Here is a 14,198-nt window from a genome sequence, read left to right on the forward strand (position 1 = left end):
TTTGATTTTAGAAAATCAGCAGATTGATGTCGTGGTAAGGAAGGTCGAACTTATTGCAAATCAGTAGCTTGGTATGTCGGCCTTTGTACATATACAAGGATTGCTTGATTTCGTTTTTGTGAACCAACATATTTTCGAAACCGCCTTCTTCATCATAGCCTAATAGGTAACTTAAGAAAAAATTACTCACAGCTTTGGTCGTCGTTCTTGGCATTTTTGACGTCAGGTTCGGCAATCCGCAATGGATAACACCGTGCTTGATAATGAATGGTTTTTCCGTAGAGGTCAGTTCCGATGTTTCGATAACTTTTCCGTTATCTATGGTAATATCAATGATGACACTTCCTTTTTTCATTTTCATCACCATATCTTCCGTTACGATTGGCGACAGGTTAAGTCTTGGCAAAGCACCGATAACAACATCAGCACGTCTGAGAGATTTGGTCAGTTCTTTTGGATCGATAATGGAAGTCGGAACGCGGCTGTCCACCAACGTGTGAAGTCTTCGTAATTTTGACAAGGAATTATCGAAAACCTTGACACTCGCACCCAATCCAATTGCTGCTTTTGTTGCAAATTCGCCCACAATTCCGGCACCCAAAATCACCACTTCAGTCGGACGAACGCCTGTGATACCACCAAGCATCAAACCGTTGGACATCGCCAATAATTCTGATGCGTAAAGAATTGAAACACTTCCGGCAATCTCACCAATTAATCTTACCAATGAAAGCTGTTTGTACTCATCCATAATGAATTCAAACGCAATCGCATTGACTTTTTTTGTTGCCAGTTTAATGAAATAATTTTTGTCTCTCAGGTTAATTTGCAACGCAGAAATCAAATAGGTCATCGGTCGCAGATATTCGATTTCTTCTTCCGTTGGTGGATTGATTTTAAGCACCAGATCCTGCGAAAAAGCGACTTTTGGATCATTGGTAATTTCTGCTCCTGCTTCTGAATAAAGCAAATCTGAGAAATGGGAACCTTCGCCGGCACCACTTTCTATAATCACTTTGTGACCGTTATTGACCAATATCTGAACAGCATCAGGAATCAGACAGGTTCTTTTTTCGCTCAGGCAAGTTTCCTTGGGAACACCGATGCTGAAGGTTTTTCCTTTTTTGACCACTTCCAGTTTTTCTTCCTTCGGAATCAGTTCTTCTTCGGAAAAAGGCGTAAATATGGTTGATGTGCTGCTCATAAAATCAAAACATTATAATCAAAAACATTAGGCAAAGATAAAACAAATTACAGTATCTGTTAATTAAATTCGATTTCTCTTCCGGATTCGGTATTTTCTATAGTCATTTCGTGAAAATCGTAACCTTCCAGCTCATCCATATAGATTTCCGGCCATTCGATAATAGAAAGAAAACCGTTGTCCAGATATTCCTCAATCCCGAAATCATAGGCTTCGGTTACATTTTTCAGTCGGTACAAATCGAAATGATAAACTTTTCCTTTTAGCGTGTCATATTCGTTGACAATAGAGTAGGTTGGCGACGAAATCTCATCATCGCTCCCAAATTCTTTCAGTAAGTATTGAGTAAAAGTCGTTTTTCCAGCGCCAAGATTGCCTCTAAGCAAAAGAATGTTATGGTGAAGATTCGGAATGATTTGAATGACAACGTCTTTCCATTCTTCGAGCTGATGGATTGTAAACTGCATCTGTAAATTTTTCACAAAAATAAGATTTGAGAACTGAATTATTAAATGTTTTTTTAAGTGTAATTAATCAACTTATATTAACTTTACCACTTCAATTTTTCCCCAAAATTTTACACAAGATTGATTACTAAAGAAACCATAGACAAGATATTTTCTACCATCCGGGTAGAAGAGATTGTTGGCGAATATGTTCAGTTGAAAAGAGCAGGCTCTAACTTTAAGGGTCTGAGTCCTTTTCACGAGGAAAAATCGCCAAGTTTTGTGGTTTCTCCAAGTAAACAGATCTGGAAAGATTTCTCGACCGGGAAAGGCGGAACTGCCATTTCTTTCCTAATGGAAATTGAAAATTTCACTTATCCCGAAGCGCTTCGCCACGCTGCAAAAAAGTACGGAATTGAGATAGAGGAAAACGTCCGGGAATATTCCGAAGAAGAAAAACAATCTCAGACAGAGCGCGATCTGCTTTACAAAATTCACGAAGTTGCCAATGATTTTTTCCAGCAGCAGCTTTGGGAATCGGAAGAAGGTAAGATGATTGGGTTTTCTTATTTCAAAGAAAGAGAACTTCGGGATGATATTATTAAGAAATTTCAGCTGGGATATTCGCCCGAAAAGAAAAATGCATTTACGGAATTCGCGCTTGAAAAAGCATATTCAAAAGAAATATTAGAAAAATCTGGCTTATCCATTTTTCCGGAAAATACACCTTCAGGAATTGACAGATTCCGTGACAGGGTTATTTTTCCGATTCATAGTTTTTCGGGAAGAGTGCTTGGATTTGGAGCAAGGATTCTCAAGAATAATGTCAAAACGGCGAAATATCTCAATTCTCCTGAAACCGAAATCTATCATAAGTCCAATGTTCTTTATGGGCTGAATCAAAGCAAGCAATCCATTTCCAGGAAGAATCTTTGCCTTTTGGTGGAAGGTTATATGGATGTTGTGTCGCTGCATCAATCCGGAATCGAGAATGTTGTGGCGAGTTCCGGGACTTCTTTGACAACCGAACAGATCAAACTCATCAAAAGATTAACGGAAAACGTCACGATTCTTTTTGATGGTGATAATGCAGGAATCAAAGCCAGTTTCCGAAGCATCGATATGTTGTTGTCTGAAGGAATGAATATCCGCGTTCTTCTTTTCCCGGACGGAGACGATCCCGATTCTTTTGCCAGAAAACATCCACAGGAATTTGTTGAGAATTTTATTGACAAAGAAGCGAAAGATTTTATCGACTTCAAAGCAGAGATTTTACTCAAAGATGCCGGAAATGATCCAATCAGAAAAGCTGAATCAATCCGTGATATCGTAAAATCGGTTGCCTTTGTTCAAAATGCGTTAAAGCGTGAAGTTTATCTGAAAGAAGTCTCGAGTAAATTCGGGTTGAGCGAGCAGAGTTTATTCAATGAACTTCAGATTCAGACGAATGTAACACAGCAGCAGGAATCAAAACCTAGATTTGAAGAAAAAAAAGCAACGCCAAAACTAGAAATCGTTCAGGAAGCTGGTTTCTCTGTTAACCCATTGTTGGTTCAGGAAGAAAAGCTGGTAGATCTGATGTTGAAATACGGCGACTTTGTTCTTGATAGAAAAGATGCTGAAGGTAATGATTATAAAATCACGGTTATCGAAGAAATCCTCAATCACCTGGACGAAGACGATTGCGAAATCCAATTGGATATCAATAAAAAAATCGTTTCCGAAATCAAAGAAGGCATTCTCCAGAACGAATTACGATCAGGTAACTTTTTCTTCGATTTTATGGATGAAGAAGTTTCCGGAAAATTGGCCAACGCACTGATAGAAAACTATCACACAAGTAACTGGAACAAGTATAATATCTATTTCAGTTCAGAGGAAGAAGTGGTTCCTAAGTTAGTTTCCGATATCGTGTTAAGACATAAAAGAGAATATATTGTCAAATTAATTAATGATCTCAAAAAGTCTCTTAGTAATGAAGATGATAATACAGAGATTTATCAAAAAATAATTCTTCTGACACAACTCAAAAACAAATTGGACAGCGAATTATTTCGTATTTTGTGACAGAATGACTTACTTTAGCAAAGGAATAGAAATTGCAAACTCAAACAAGATTTAAAAATAACCAAATATAATATGGACATTAAAAAAGAATTCAGAGATTTCTCAGTTAAGCATATGGGAAACAACGGTTTGGTAACCGATCAATATATGGGAATGTTCAACCCGACCAATCTGACACCTTATATTATGGAGGAAAGAAGAATGAACGTTGCACAGATGGACGTTTTTTCCAGATTGATGATGGACAGGATTATTTTCCTTGGAACAGGGATAGATGATCAGGTAGCGAATATCGTAACAGCGCAGTTGTTGTTCCTGGAAAGTTCAGATCCTAGCAAAGATATTCAGATCTATATCAACTCTCCTGGTGGTAGCGTTTATGCAGGTTTGGGGATCTATGATACGATGCAGATCATCAAGCCGGACGTAGCAACAATCTGTACCGGGATGGCAGCATCTATGGGCGCCGTGCTTTTGGTGGCAGGTGAAAAAGGAAAACGTTCTGCCTTGAAGCATTCCAGAGTAATGATTCACCAGCCAAGCGGCGGTGCACAAGGTGTAGCTTCTGATATGGAGATCAACCTGAGAGAGATGCTGAAACTGAAAAAAGAATTATACGACATCATTTCCAACCATTCCGGTCAAACTTACGAATGGGTAGAAAAAGCGTCTGACAGAGATTATTGGATGACATCAGAAGAAGCGAAAAGCTTCGGAATGGTGGACGAGGTTCTCGAGAGAAAAGCAAAATAATAACAAAACCTGATTCATTTGAGTCAGGTTTTGTTATTGACCCAAATTCTCCAACTCTATAACTTTCCAACTCACTAGCTCAATAATTTGGGCGCCTTTATCCGCCCTCCGTTCCCGCTTTTTTCTGCCATTGCGAAAGAAGTGAAGTAATCTGTAGAACTTTTGTATAATCGCAATAACAGAAAAAGAGCTCCACTCAGGTCGGGGCGCGCTTCGCAAGTAGAGGCTTTGTCATTTGTTTTTAGATTGTTAATGGAATTGAGAATAATAGATTAGACTCATTACAGAATACATTCTACAATATACATTTTACAAAAATAATTTTGCAGAAAATCTCAATTTTACTACTTTTGACACGTTAAATAATAAAAAATGAAAAAATCTGTAATATTGTTGGCTTCTGCGATCTTAGTTGTTTCTTGTGATCTTCCTGCTGGTGGGAACAAAGGACGTCTTAAAAAAGAAGGCGAAGTAGTAAGATATGATGACCCCAATGCGCCGCACGGAACTTATAAGCCAACTGAAGATTCTACAAAAGTAATACCTCACGTTGTAGCGGATTCTGCAAAAACGGCTGCACCTGCTGCTAAACCAGAGTTAGAAGCGCCACGTCAGGCTGAACACTAATCAGAATTTTATAAAAATATTATAACAAAAGATGTCTTGCAATTGCAGGACATTTTTTATTTTTACGAACCTTACTTTTTCATTTTGGACAAAGTTTAAAATCATTTATCAATCATCATTTATCATTAATAAAATAAAATGAGTAATACACAAAATTACATCCAAGAAAACAAACAACGTTTTCTTGATGAATTATTTGATATCCTTAGAATAGCTTCTATCAGTGCGGATCCGGCTTACAAATCAGAAGTCCTGAAATGCGCAGATGAAGTGGCTAGACATCTCAAGGTTGCCGGAGCTGACAATGTAGAAATCCTTGAAACCAAAGGTTACCCCATCGTTTTCGGGGAGAAAATCATTGATGCTAATTTACCGACTGTTTTGGTTTACGGCCATTATGACGTTCAGCCAGCTGATCCTTTGGAGTTATGGACAAGCGATCCTTTTGAACCGGTTGTTAAAACAACAGAACTGCATCCGGAAGGTGCGATTTTCGCAAGAGGTTCTGCGGATGATAAAGGGCAATTCTTTATGCATGTCAAAGCTTTCGAAGCAATGATGAAAACTGATTCTTTGCCTTGTAATGTCAAGTTTTTGATTGAAGGAGAAGAGGAAGTTGGTTCTGCAAGTTTGGCAGATTTCCTTGAAGAGAATAAAGAAAAATTAAGCTGCGATGTGATTTTGATTTCCGATACGCATATTTATTCTAACGAACAACCTACGGTTACAACAGGTTTACGTGGATTGAGTTATGTTGAAGTTGAAGTAGAAGGGCCGAATCGTGATTTACATTCCGGACTCTATGGCGGTGCAGTTCCCAATCCAATCAATGTTTTGTCGAAAATGATAGGCGATTTAATTGATGACAAAGGACACATCACAATCGATGGTTTTTATGATAATGTTCTGATTGTTTCCGACGAAGATAGAAAGGAAATGAACAAACTAAAGGACGATCCGGAAGCTTATAAAAAATCTATCAATCTGAATGATATCCAGGGTGAAGAAGGTTACACGACTTTGGAAAGAGCTTCTATCAGACCAACTTTGGACGTGAACGGAATTTGGGGCGGTTACACTGGTGAAGGCGCGAAAACAGTGATTGCTTCTAAAGCTTTTGCTAAAATCTCAATGAGACTAGTTCCCAATCAAACGCCTGAAGAAATTACCGAAAAATTCACAAAGTATTTTGAGAAAATTGCTCCGAAAAGTGTAAAAGTAAAAGTGACACCACATCACGGTGGAATGCCTTATGTTTTGGAAAGTAACACCAAAGAATTCCTTGCCGCTAAAAAAGCAATGGAAAAAGCTTTCGGAAAAGAAGTTTTACCATACAGAAGTGGTGGAAGTATCCCAATTACTTCTTTGTTTGAGAAAGTTCTTGGCGCTAAATCTGTTTTAATGGGATTCGGTTTGGATTCAGATGCGATTCATTCTCCAAACGAACATTACGGATTGTATAACTATTATAAAGGTATTGAAAGTATCCCTTATTTCTTTGAATTTTACGCAAAAGGATAAAAATGTAAAGACAGTTTAGGCTGTCTTTTTTATTAATATTAAATCAAAAAAATTATGTCAAAAGTTATTTATATCACAGGCGGAACCAAGGGAATAGGTTTCGGAATTGCAGAAGTATTATTGAAGAACGGTCACAAAGTGGCTATTAGTGGAAGAAAGCAGGAAGATGTGGACAAAGCTGTTTCTGAACTTAAAGTAATTTCTGAAAGTGTTTTCGGAGTGAGTTCTGATGTCAGAAATTTCGAGGATGAGGAATCGGCTGTTCAAAAGATTGTTCAGAATTTCGGAAGCTTGGATGTTGTGATTGCCAATGCCGGTTTGGGAATTTTCAAACCAGTGGATGAATTAACAATAGAAGACTGGAACGCAATGCAGGAAACCAATTTAACAGGTTGTTTCTATACATTGAAAGCTTCTGTTGAAGAACTGAAAAAATCTCAAGGTTATTACATTACGATTGCAAGTCTTGCTGGAACTAATTTCTTTGAAAATGGAGCAGGTTATAATGCTTCGAAATTTGGAGTTGTTGGTTTTACACAGGCTGCGATGATTGACCTTAGAAAATTTAATATCAAAGTTTCAACCATAATGCCAGGTTCAGTCGCGACTTATTTCAATGGAAATGTTCCATCAGAAAAAGATGAATGGAAAATCCAGCCGGAAGATATGGGGAATCTGGTTCTTGATATGCTGAATATGAATCCACGTGTTTTGCCAAGTAAAATAGAATTCAGAGCAAGTCAGGTGAAGAAATAAAAATATTGATTTTTTTGAAAATTCGATAATTTGACCCAGATATTTGTTAAGTCTAAATTCTGCAAAATTGGCTTCAAATAAATAAAATTATTTATAAAGAATCTAAATACCCTTGTATTAAAGAGGTTTTCGATGTTATTTAATAAATAACAATAAATTATGCATGCATAGTATTTTTTATATATATTAGCACAGTTAGTAAAATAAAAACATCATCTTAAAATGAAAATATTAGTTTGTATCAGTAGTGTTCCGGACACTACAAGTAAAATTAATTTTACAGCAGATAAATCTGCTTTTGACAAAAACGGAATCCAGTGGGTGATTAATCCATTAGATGAGTTTGCTTTAACAAAAGCTATAAAATTACAAGAATCCCAAGGTGCAACGGTAACAGTTGTGAATGTAGGCGATGCAGGAACAGAAGCGGTTATCAGAAAGGCTTTGGCAATCGGAGCGAATGATGCGGTAAGAGTAAACACCGAAGCGAAAGACAGTTTCTCTGTAGCCAAAGAAATTGCAAAAATTGCTCAGGACGGCGGTTATGATCTGATTCTTACGGGAAAAGAATCGATTGATTACAATGGTGGCGCTGTTCCGGGAATGGTTGCTCAATTACTGAATTACGCTTTTGTTAATGCAGCGGTTGGTTTGGATGTTAATGGTTCAGAAGCAACTGCAGTTAGAGAAATAGAAGGTGGAAAAGAAACGATTTCGGTAAAGTTACCGGCGGTTGTTGCAGGACAAAAAGGTCTGGTTGACGAAAAAGATTTGATTATCCCAAATATGAGAGGCATTATGTCCGCAAGAACAAAACCTCTTCAGGTGGTTGAACCTTCCAATTCTGAAGTGAAAGTGGAAGCGGTTTCTTTTGACAGTGTTGCTCCAAGAGCAGCTGTGAAGTTGGTTTCTGCGGATAACCTAGACGAGTTGGTAAGATTACTTCACGAAGAAGCGAAAGTAATCTAAAGTTGGAAGTTAGATATCCGATGAGAATTTCAATTTTAACAAAAATATTATTTAATTAATCAAATCCACGATTTCAGAGTCAAGTTTGAAACTTCCGACATCTGACATCTGACAAAAATTAAAAATTATGGCAGTATTCGTATACGCAGAAAATATAAACGGAGTTTACAAAAAAGCAGCATTTGAAGCCGTTTCTTACGCAAAAGCTATTGCAGCAAAAACAGGAGATTCAGTAACTGCAATTTCTATCAACCCTACAGATTCTTCGGATCTGCTTTACAAATATGGAGCAGATAAAGTAGTGAATGTCAAAGATGCAGGTCTTAAAAACTTCAGTGCCAAGGCTTATGCAGAAGCGGTTAACCAAATTGCTGACGGAAACATTATTGTTTTCTCTCATACAACAGATGCGTCTTCTGTAGCGCCAATGTTGGCAATTCAGAAAAATTATTCATTGATTACTAATGTGATTGATGTTCCAGAAAGCACTTCGCCTTTCCAAGTTAAGAGAAAAGCTTTCTCCGGAAAAGGTTTCATGCACGCAAAAGCTGATGCAGCTGGTGTTATCGTAACAGTTTCTCAAAATGCTTTTGGTGTTAAAGAAAATGCAGCTTCAGGTTCAGAAGAAGTTAAGGAATTAAGCATCGCCAATGAGGATACAAAAGTGGTCAATCACGAACAGTCATCAGGAAAACTTGACCTTAAAGAAGCGGAAATCGTAGTTTCTGCTGGTAGAGGTTTGAAAGGTCCTGAAAATTGGGGAATGATTGAAGATTTGGCAAATGTTCTTGGCGCAGCCACGGCTTGTTCAAAACCAGTTTCCGATATCGGTTGGAGACCTCATACAGAGCACGTTGGACAAACTGGAAAAGCAATTTCGCCTAATCTTTACATTGCAGTCGGTATTTCCGGTGCGATTCAGCATTTGGCGGGTGTTAACAGTTCTAAAACCATTGTAGTCATCAATAATGATGCGGAAGCACCTTTCTTCAAATCTGCGGATTACGGCGTAGTGGGTGACGCTTTCCAGATCATTCCTGCTCTGACAGAAAAAATCAAAGCATTGAAAGCCTAATTCAGTTTTCATAAAAATATAAACCTGAGTCATTGATTCAGGTTTTTTTTGTTTCAACTAATGTAAGGATTTGGGCAGCTTAATCCGCCCTCCGTTCCCGCTTTTTTCTTTTTTTGCAAAAAAAGAAAAAGAGCTCCACTCAGGTCGGGCTGCTGCAATTCAATGCGTTATGAATACGGAAAAGAAAATGCTTGAAACTATAATGATTTTATAACGCAAACAATGTAAAAATCTACAAATCCTGAATGAAAATTAACAAAAAATTTTATATTTGCTAAATGGATTATAAAAAATTAATCATTAGAGGGATCTCATACAGCCAGACTCAATCGGGAGCGTATGCGCTGTTGTTGGAACATGAAGAAACATCGGTTAAACTACCTGTTGTTATTGGGAATTTTGAAGCGCAATCCATTTCTTTAGGATTAGAAAAAGATATCAATCCACCTCGCCCTTTGACCCACGATCTTTTCGCTCAGTTTGTGAAAAATACAGGTTTCAAATTAGAATCTGTAATTATCTACCAGATCAAAGACGGCGTTTTCTTTTCCAATATTAATTTCAAAAATCCGTTAACAGAAGAGGAACTGATTCTGGATGCGAGAACATCAGACGCTGTTGCGATGGCTGTCCGTTTCGATTCACCTATTTATACAACATCGGAAGTTCTTAATGAAGCAGGGATCTTGCTTGAGTTAGAAGAGAATCCGAAATTGGAAGTAGAGGAGAGCGAGCAGGAGAGTTCGGATTTTAATGATCTTTCAGGGATTTCATTGGAAGAATTAGAACAATTGCTGAACGACGCTGTGAAAGAAGAAGATTATGATACAGCACTCAGGTTGCAGGAGGAGATCAAAAGAAGAAATAAAAAAATAGAATAACAAAAAAGACAAACATCATTTTAACATATGAATCTAAAATTACGATTAACGATACTCAGCTTTCTTCAGTTTTTTGTTTGGGGAGCCTGGCTAATCACAATGGCTAACTTCTGGTTTGGAACAAAACACTGGGACGGAACTCAGTTTGGAGCTGTTTTCGGAACAATGGGGATCGCCTCTATCTTTATGCCAACTATTACAGGAATTATCGCAGACCGTTGGGTAAACGCAGAGAGGATATATTCGGTTTTACAGATTCTTTATGGTGTAGTTCTCTTTATTTTGCCGCATACAGAGACGCCCAACTCGTTTTTCTCTATAATGTTGGTCGCAATGTGTTTTTATATGCCGACGATTGCATTAACGAATTCGATTTCTTACACGGTACTGAAAAACAGTCATTTGGATGTTGTTAAAGATTTTCCACCAATTAGGGTATGGGGAACAATTGGATTCATTGTAGCGATGTGGATTACTAATCTTACAGGAAACAAGGCTACTGAAGGACAATTTTACATTGCAGGTGGAGTGGCTGTACTGTTGGGATTATATGCATTGACACTTCCAAAATGTCCACCACAGAAATTAATAGACAAAAACGCGCCATTGTCTGAGCAATTAGGACTGAATGCTTTCAAATTGTTTGGGAATTTTAAAATGGCTTTGTTCTTCTTATTTTCAATGTTATTAGGAGCTGCATTACAATTAACGAATGCTTATGGCGATGTTTTCCTGAGTGAGTTTGCGCATTTTCCAAAATATGCCAATTCGTTCGTAGTAGAAAAATCAACAATTATTATGTCGATTTCGCAGATTTCTGAGACCCTGTTTATTTTGGCGATTCCGTTCTTTTTAAGAAGATTTGGAATTAAAAAAGTAATGTTAATCAGTATGTTAGCCTGGGTTCTTAGATTTGGACTTTTTGCTTACGGAGATCCTGTTAACGGACTTTGGATGATTATTTTATCTTGTGTGGTTTACGGGATGGCATTTGATTTCTTTAATATTTCGGGTTCGCTTTTTGTGGAAACTACGACGGATAAAAAGATCAGATCATCAGCTCAAGGTTTGTTTATGATGATGACCAATGGATTTGGCGCTGTGCTTGGAAGTTATATCGCAGGCTGGGCTATAGATAAATTTTTTACAATCAAATTTACAACTGCAGCAGATTTATCCTCTTATCTTCAAACGTCTCCTACAGATTCTACATTTTTAGAAATTTTAAAGAATTCATTTAATTCCGCAGTTAATCCGGATGGCACATTATCGAATATTGTGATGGTAAAAAACTGGCCGCATATCTGGCTTTATTTTGCTGCTTATGCTCTGGTGATCGCAGTTTTATTTGCAATATTTTTTAAACATAAACATTCAGAAGCTGATGTTCAAAATATTACACATTAATTTGGCACATATTTGAATACAGTTATTTAAAATAAAAGAAATGAAAAAGTTAATCACAAATATATTCATGACTTCAGCATTAATTGTTGGCATCAGTACTATTAACAGTTGCAGCAAAGTAGATGATATCATTGATAATATAACGATTCCGGTACCTTTTGATATTCCGGTGAACATAGAAACCGAGATTCCTTTTGCTGTTGCAACAGAGTATGTCAAATCACCCAGCATTCCATTAGGTTTAGATCTGGATAAAGAGATCAAGGAACGATTTGAAGGTAACTTAACAGTTAAATCTGCAAAATTAACGAGCTTTAGTATTAGTCAAGTCTCATCTGTAGGTGGAATTAATCTGAAAGCAGTTAGCGATGCAGAATTGTGGATCAGCGCACCAGGACAAGAAGATAAAGTCATCGCAACTGTCACAAATAATACAAGTGAGACAGCGCTCAGCTTCACTCCAGATACAACTGTAGAGTTGATGAATTATTTAAAATCAACTCAGGCTGCAATATACATCAAGGTCAAAGGTCCGGAAAATAAAGTGGATCAGATGAAAATAAGAATTAATTCTTCCTTCAAGATCCAGGTTGGATTATAAGAAATAAAAGAAAGATGACTTAGCGGTCATCTTTTTTTGTGTAATCTTCGTAAGGATTTTCCTGTGCAAATAGAATGTTTATAACCAAGCCTATGATCACAATCACATTGACGATAACCTGGAGAATGTTAGGTATTGGCAAACCAATGAAAGGATTGTAGAAAATTGTAAGAGTTACAAAAATTTTTACATCCAGAGAATCTCTTCTGTGGAAGGCATCGTAAGCCAGCCATCCAAATCCTGCAAACAGAGCAAATTCCGAAATCCTGTAAAATCCATAAGACATTTTAAAAAAGCAAAGAATAAGAACTCCTGCCAAGATTAATTTCAGAAGTTGATTCATTTTTTAATTTATTTATTGTAAAAATAATAAATTAATGTATATAATTTGTTTGTTTTAAATATTTTTTGAATAATTAATAAATGTAATCGATTATGATAGATTTAAAATAAAATTATTCGAACACCAGGTTATTCTGGATAGCCATAGATTTTAATTCGGTTTCCTGCCATTCTTTTTCAGCATCACTTTTTAGCGTAATGCCGCCGCCTACGAAGAGAAAAGCGTAGTTTTTAAAGAAACTGGCACATCTTAGATTGACGAAATAATAAATAAAATCTTCGGTTTCAACTTTGATGTAGCCTGCGTAAAATTCCCGGTTAAAATGTTCGATACTTTTGATGCCTTGTGCGCAAAGCTCTTTCGGGAATCCGCAAACTGCCGGAGTAGGATGCAGTTCTGAAATGATTTTGTCCAGACTTTCGGGACTTATTTCTGCTGAGAAATCAGTTTTCAGATGTTTGATATTGCCTGATATCAAATCTTTGGTTGAGGAAACTTTCAGGTTGGAAGAGAATTTCCTTAAAATGGACTGTATATATTCTGTAACCGCTTTTTGTTCTTCAATTTCTTTATCAGTCCAGCTTTCATCCAGTGGGAGCGTGCCTGCAAGACTCATCGTCTGGAAAGAGTTATTTCTCTTATCGAATTTTCCTAAAACCTCCGAAAATCCGCCCATCCAGATCTCACCGTTTTTTTCAAACAGATAACAGAAAGCGGAAGGATAGCTGTCGCAGAATTTTAGAAAACTTTTGGTTAATGATAGTTTTTTTTCAGAATCGATGTCAAGATACATCAACAGTTTCCTTCTGGAAAGAACCAGCTTTTTAAGCTCATTTTTTTCGATGAAGTCTTTGGCCTGAGATATTTTAAGAGCATAAGATTCCTGGGTTTCTTTGGCTATTTCTATCAGTTGGCTTTTGCTTTTCGGCGAGATGTTTTGACTCTCAATAGCTTCAATAGAAATTGCTTTGATGGTTCCTTTAAAGTCCAAAACGGTTTTGGTATCGAAGCTGACAAATGAAACCAACTTTTCCTGAGATGCTTCCAGCGTGTGGAAAACGTCTGAATCGGGTAATCTGAAAATAAGCATTGATTCGAAAATAAATTAGACTTTTCCGATTGGAACAATGTTATTGGTCATTGTGGTGTGATTGATGAGATTACCTTTCTCATCACGGATTTCGATTTGCGAAACGTGCATTGTGTTGCCTTTTCGGATAAAAGTTGCTGTTCCGGTTACAATGCCTTCTCGTTTTGCTCTCAAGTGATTGCTGTTGATATTTGTCCCAACAGGAACAACTTTGGAAGTATCGATATTAATCAATGAAAGACAAGAACCCAGAGTCTCCGCCAAAACACAACTCGCACCACCGTGAAGAATACCATAAGGTTGATGAACTCTGGAATTAACCGGCATTGTTGCGGATAAAAAATCATCGGAAACATCTGTGTAAACAATCTCCAAAGTCTCTCCCAACGTATTTTTGCTGGCGTTATTGAGCTGGTCTAGTATTTCTTTTTTTCTTGACTCTTCCATTTTTTTGAAAT

Annotated in this window: 15 protein-coding genes; 10 read left to right on the forward strand and 5 right to left on the reverse strand. The window is 37.2% G+C overall.

Features of this window, described 5'->3' with window-relative positions; translation table 11 throughout:
* Positions 1 to 7 precede the first annotated feature (7 nt).
* Both BXY58_RS06625 and tsaE read right to left on the reverse strand, forming a co-directional pair.
* On the reverse strand, positions 8 to 1,204 hold the full coding sequence (locus tag BXY58_RS06625; RefSeq protein WP_120213031.1) for an alanine dehydrogenase: 1,197 nt from the start codon (positions 1,202 to 1,204) through the stop codon (positions 8 to 10).
* 59 nt (positions 1,205 to 1,263) lie between these two features.
* Entirely contained in the window at positions 1,264 to 1,671 is a 408-nt protein-coding gene (tsaE, locus tag BXY58_RS06630; RefSeq protein ID WP_120213032.1) for a tRNA (adenosine(37)-N6)-threonylcarbamoyltransferase complex ATPase subunit type 1 TsaE, read from the reverse strand.
* A 120-nt stretch (positions 1,672 to 1,791) separates the two neighbouring features.
* Here tsaE and dnaG point away from each other — a divergent pair, with 120 nt between their 5' ends.
* The 10 genes from dnaG (at position 1,792) to BXY58_RS06680 (ending at position 12,307) form a co-directional block, all read left to right on the forward strand.
* Complete coding sequence (gene dnaG / locus BXY58_RS06635) at positions 1,792 to 3,717, forward strand: DNA primase (protein WP_120213033.1); 1,926 nt, start codon at positions 1,792 to 1,794, stop codon at positions 3,715 to 3,717.
* A gap of 72 nt (positions 3,718 to 3,789) precedes the next feature.
* Positions 3,790 to 4,470 carry an ATP-dependent Clp endopeptidase proteolytic subunit ClpP gene (gene clpP / locus BXY58_RS06640; RefSeq protein ID WP_120213034.1) on the forward strand — a complete coding sequence of 227 codons (681 nt, stop codon included), beginning with the start codon at positions 3,790 to 3,792 and terminating at the stop codon, positions 4,468 to 4,470.
* Between the two features lie 372 nt (positions 4,471 to 4,842).
* Complete coding sequence (locus BXY58_RS06645; protein ID WP_120213035.1) at positions 4,843 to 5,097, forward strand: hypothetical protein; 255 nt, start codon at positions 4,843 to 4,845, stop codon at positions 5,095 to 5,097.
* Between the two features lie 138 nt (positions 5,098 to 5,235).
* Positions 5,236 to 6,618 (forward strand): dipeptidase, encoded by a 1,383-nt coding sequence (locus BXY58_RS06650; protein ID WP_120213036.1) that lies wholly within the window; start codon positions 5,236 to 5,238, stop codon positions 6,616 to 6,618.
* Between the two features lie 54 nt (positions 6,619 to 6,672).
* Complete coding sequence (locus tag BXY58_RS06655; RefSeq protein ID WP_120213037.1) at positions 6,673 to 7,374, forward strand: SDR family oxidoreductase; 702 nt, start codon at positions 6,673 to 6,675, stop codon at positions 7,372 to 7,374.
* A 222-nt stretch (positions 7,375 to 7,596) separates the two neighbouring features.
* Positions 7,597 to 8,343, forward strand: coding sequence for an electron transfer flavoprotein subunit beta/FixA family protein (locus BXY58_RS06660; RefSeq protein WP_120213038.1), 747 nt, complete (start codon positions 7,597 to 7,599; stop codon positions 8,341 to 8,343).
* Positions 8,344 to 8,470: 127 nt separating this feature from the next.
* The gene (locus BXY58_RS06665) at positions 8,471 to 9,418 is read left to right on the forward strand and encodes an electron transfer flavoprotein subunit alpha/FixB family protein (RefSeq protein ID WP_120213039.1); all 948 of its coding nucleotides are present in this window, start codon (positions 8,471 to 8,473) and stop codon (positions 9,416 to 9,418) included.
* 278 nt (positions 9,419 to 9,696) lie between these two features.
* A complete protein-coding gene (locus BXY58_RS06670; protein WP_120213040.1) occupies positions 9,697 to 10,299 on the forward strand; it encodes a bifunctional nuclease family protein in 603 nt (200 codons plus the stop codon).
* 27 nt (positions 10,300 to 10,326) lie between these two features.
* Complete coding sequence (locus tag BXY58_RS06675; protein WP_120213041.1) at positions 10,327 to 11,706, forward strand: nucleoside permease; 1,380 nt, start codon at positions 10,327 to 10,329, stop codon at positions 11,704 to 11,706.
* Positions 11,707 to 11,746: 40 nt separating this feature from the next.
* Positions 11,747 to 12,307, forward strand: a complete 561-nt coding sequence (locus tag BXY58_RS06680) for a hypothetical protein (RefSeq protein WP_120213042.1) — start codon at positions 11,747 to 11,749, stop codon at positions 12,305 to 12,307.
* 19 nt (positions 12,308 to 12,326) lie between these two features.
* Here BXY58_RS06680 and BXY58_RS06685 read toward each other — a convergent pair whose 3' ends face one another.
* From BXY58_RS06685 to BXY58_RS06695, 3 genes are all read right to left on the reverse strand, one after another.
* On the reverse strand, positions 12,327 to 12,650 hold the full coding sequence (locus BXY58_RS06685) for a DUF6804 family protein (protein ID WP_120213043.1): 324 nt from the start codon (positions 12,648 to 12,650) through the stop codon (positions 12,327 to 12,329).
* A 112-nt stretch (positions 12,651 to 12,762) separates the two neighbouring features.
* Positions 12,763 to 13,740: a chorismate-binding protein gene (locus BXY58_RS06690; protein WP_120213044.1), complete on the reverse strand. Its 978-nt coding sequence runs from the start codon at positions 13,738 to 13,740 to the stop codon at positions 12,763 to 12,765.
* A 15-nt stretch (positions 13,741 to 13,755) separates the two neighbouring features.
* On the reverse strand, positions 13,756 to 14,187 hold the full coding sequence (locus tag BXY58_RS06695) for a PaaI family thioesterase (protein WP_120213045.1): 432 nt from the start codon (positions 14,185 to 14,187) through the stop codon (positions 13,756 to 13,758).
* Between the last annotated feature and the right edge of the window lie 11 nt (positions 14,188 to 14,198).

This window comes from Epilithonimonas arachidiradicis, assembly GCF_003610695.1.
Classification (GTDB): domain Bacteria; phylum Bacteroidota; class Bacteroidia; order Flavobacteriales; family Weeksellaceae; genus Epilithonimonas; species Epilithonimonas arachidiradicis.

Coding starts and splice junctions, on each gene's coding strand:
- tsaE (WP_120213032.1), bottom strand. CDS start 1,671: ATGCAGTTTACAATCCATCAGCTCGAAGAATGGAAAGACGTTGTCATT.
- BXY58_RS06650 (WP_120213036.1), top strand. CDS start 5,236: ATGAGTAATACACAAAATTACATCCAAGAAAACAAACAACGTTTTCTT.
- BXY58_RS06675 (WP_120213041.1), top strand. CDS start 10,327: ATGAATCTAAAATTACGATTAACGATACTCAGCTTTCTTCAGTTTTTT.
- BXY58_RS06685 (WP_120213043.1), bottom strand. CDS start 12,650: ATGAATCAACTTCTGAAATTAATCTTGGCAGGAGTTCTTATTCTTTGC.
- BXY58_RS06625 (WP_120213031.1), bottom strand. CDS start 1,204: ATGAGCAGCACATCAACCATATTTACGCCTTTTTCCGAAGAAGAACTG.
- BXY58_RS06680 (WP_120213042.1), top strand. CDS start 11,747: ATGAAAAAGTTAATCACAAATATATTCATGACTTCAGCATTAATTGTT.
- BXY58_RS06665 (WP_120213039.1), top strand. CDS start 8,471: ATGGCAGTATTCGTATACGCAGAAAATATAAACGGAGTTTACAAAAAA.
- BXY58_RS06660 (WP_120213038.1), top strand. CDS start 7,597: ATGAAAATATTAGTTTGTATCAGTAGTGTTCCGGACACTACAAGTAAA.
- BXY58_RS06655 (WP_120213037.1), top strand. CDS start 6,673: ATGTCAAAAGTTATTTATATCACAGGCGGAACCAAGGGAATAGGTTTC.
- BXY58_RS06695 (WP_120213045.1), bottom strand. CDS start 14,187: ATGGAAGAGTCAAGAAAAAAAGAAATACTAGACCAGCTCAATAACGCC.
- BXY58_RS06690 (WP_120213044.1), bottom strand. CDS start 13,740: ATGCTTATTTTCAGATTACCCGATTCAGACGTTTTCCACACGCTGGAA.
- BXY58_RS06670 (WP_120213040.1), top strand. CDS start 9,697: ATGGATTATAAAAAATTAATCATTAGAGGGATCTCATACAGCCAGACT.
- BXY58_RS06645 (WP_120213035.1), top strand. CDS start 4,843: ATGAAAAAATCTGTAATATTGTTGGCTTCTGCGATCTTAGTTGTTTCT.
- clpP (WP_120213034.1), top strand. CDS start 3,790: ATGGACATTAAAAAAGAATTCAGAGATTTCTCAGTTAAGCATATGGGA.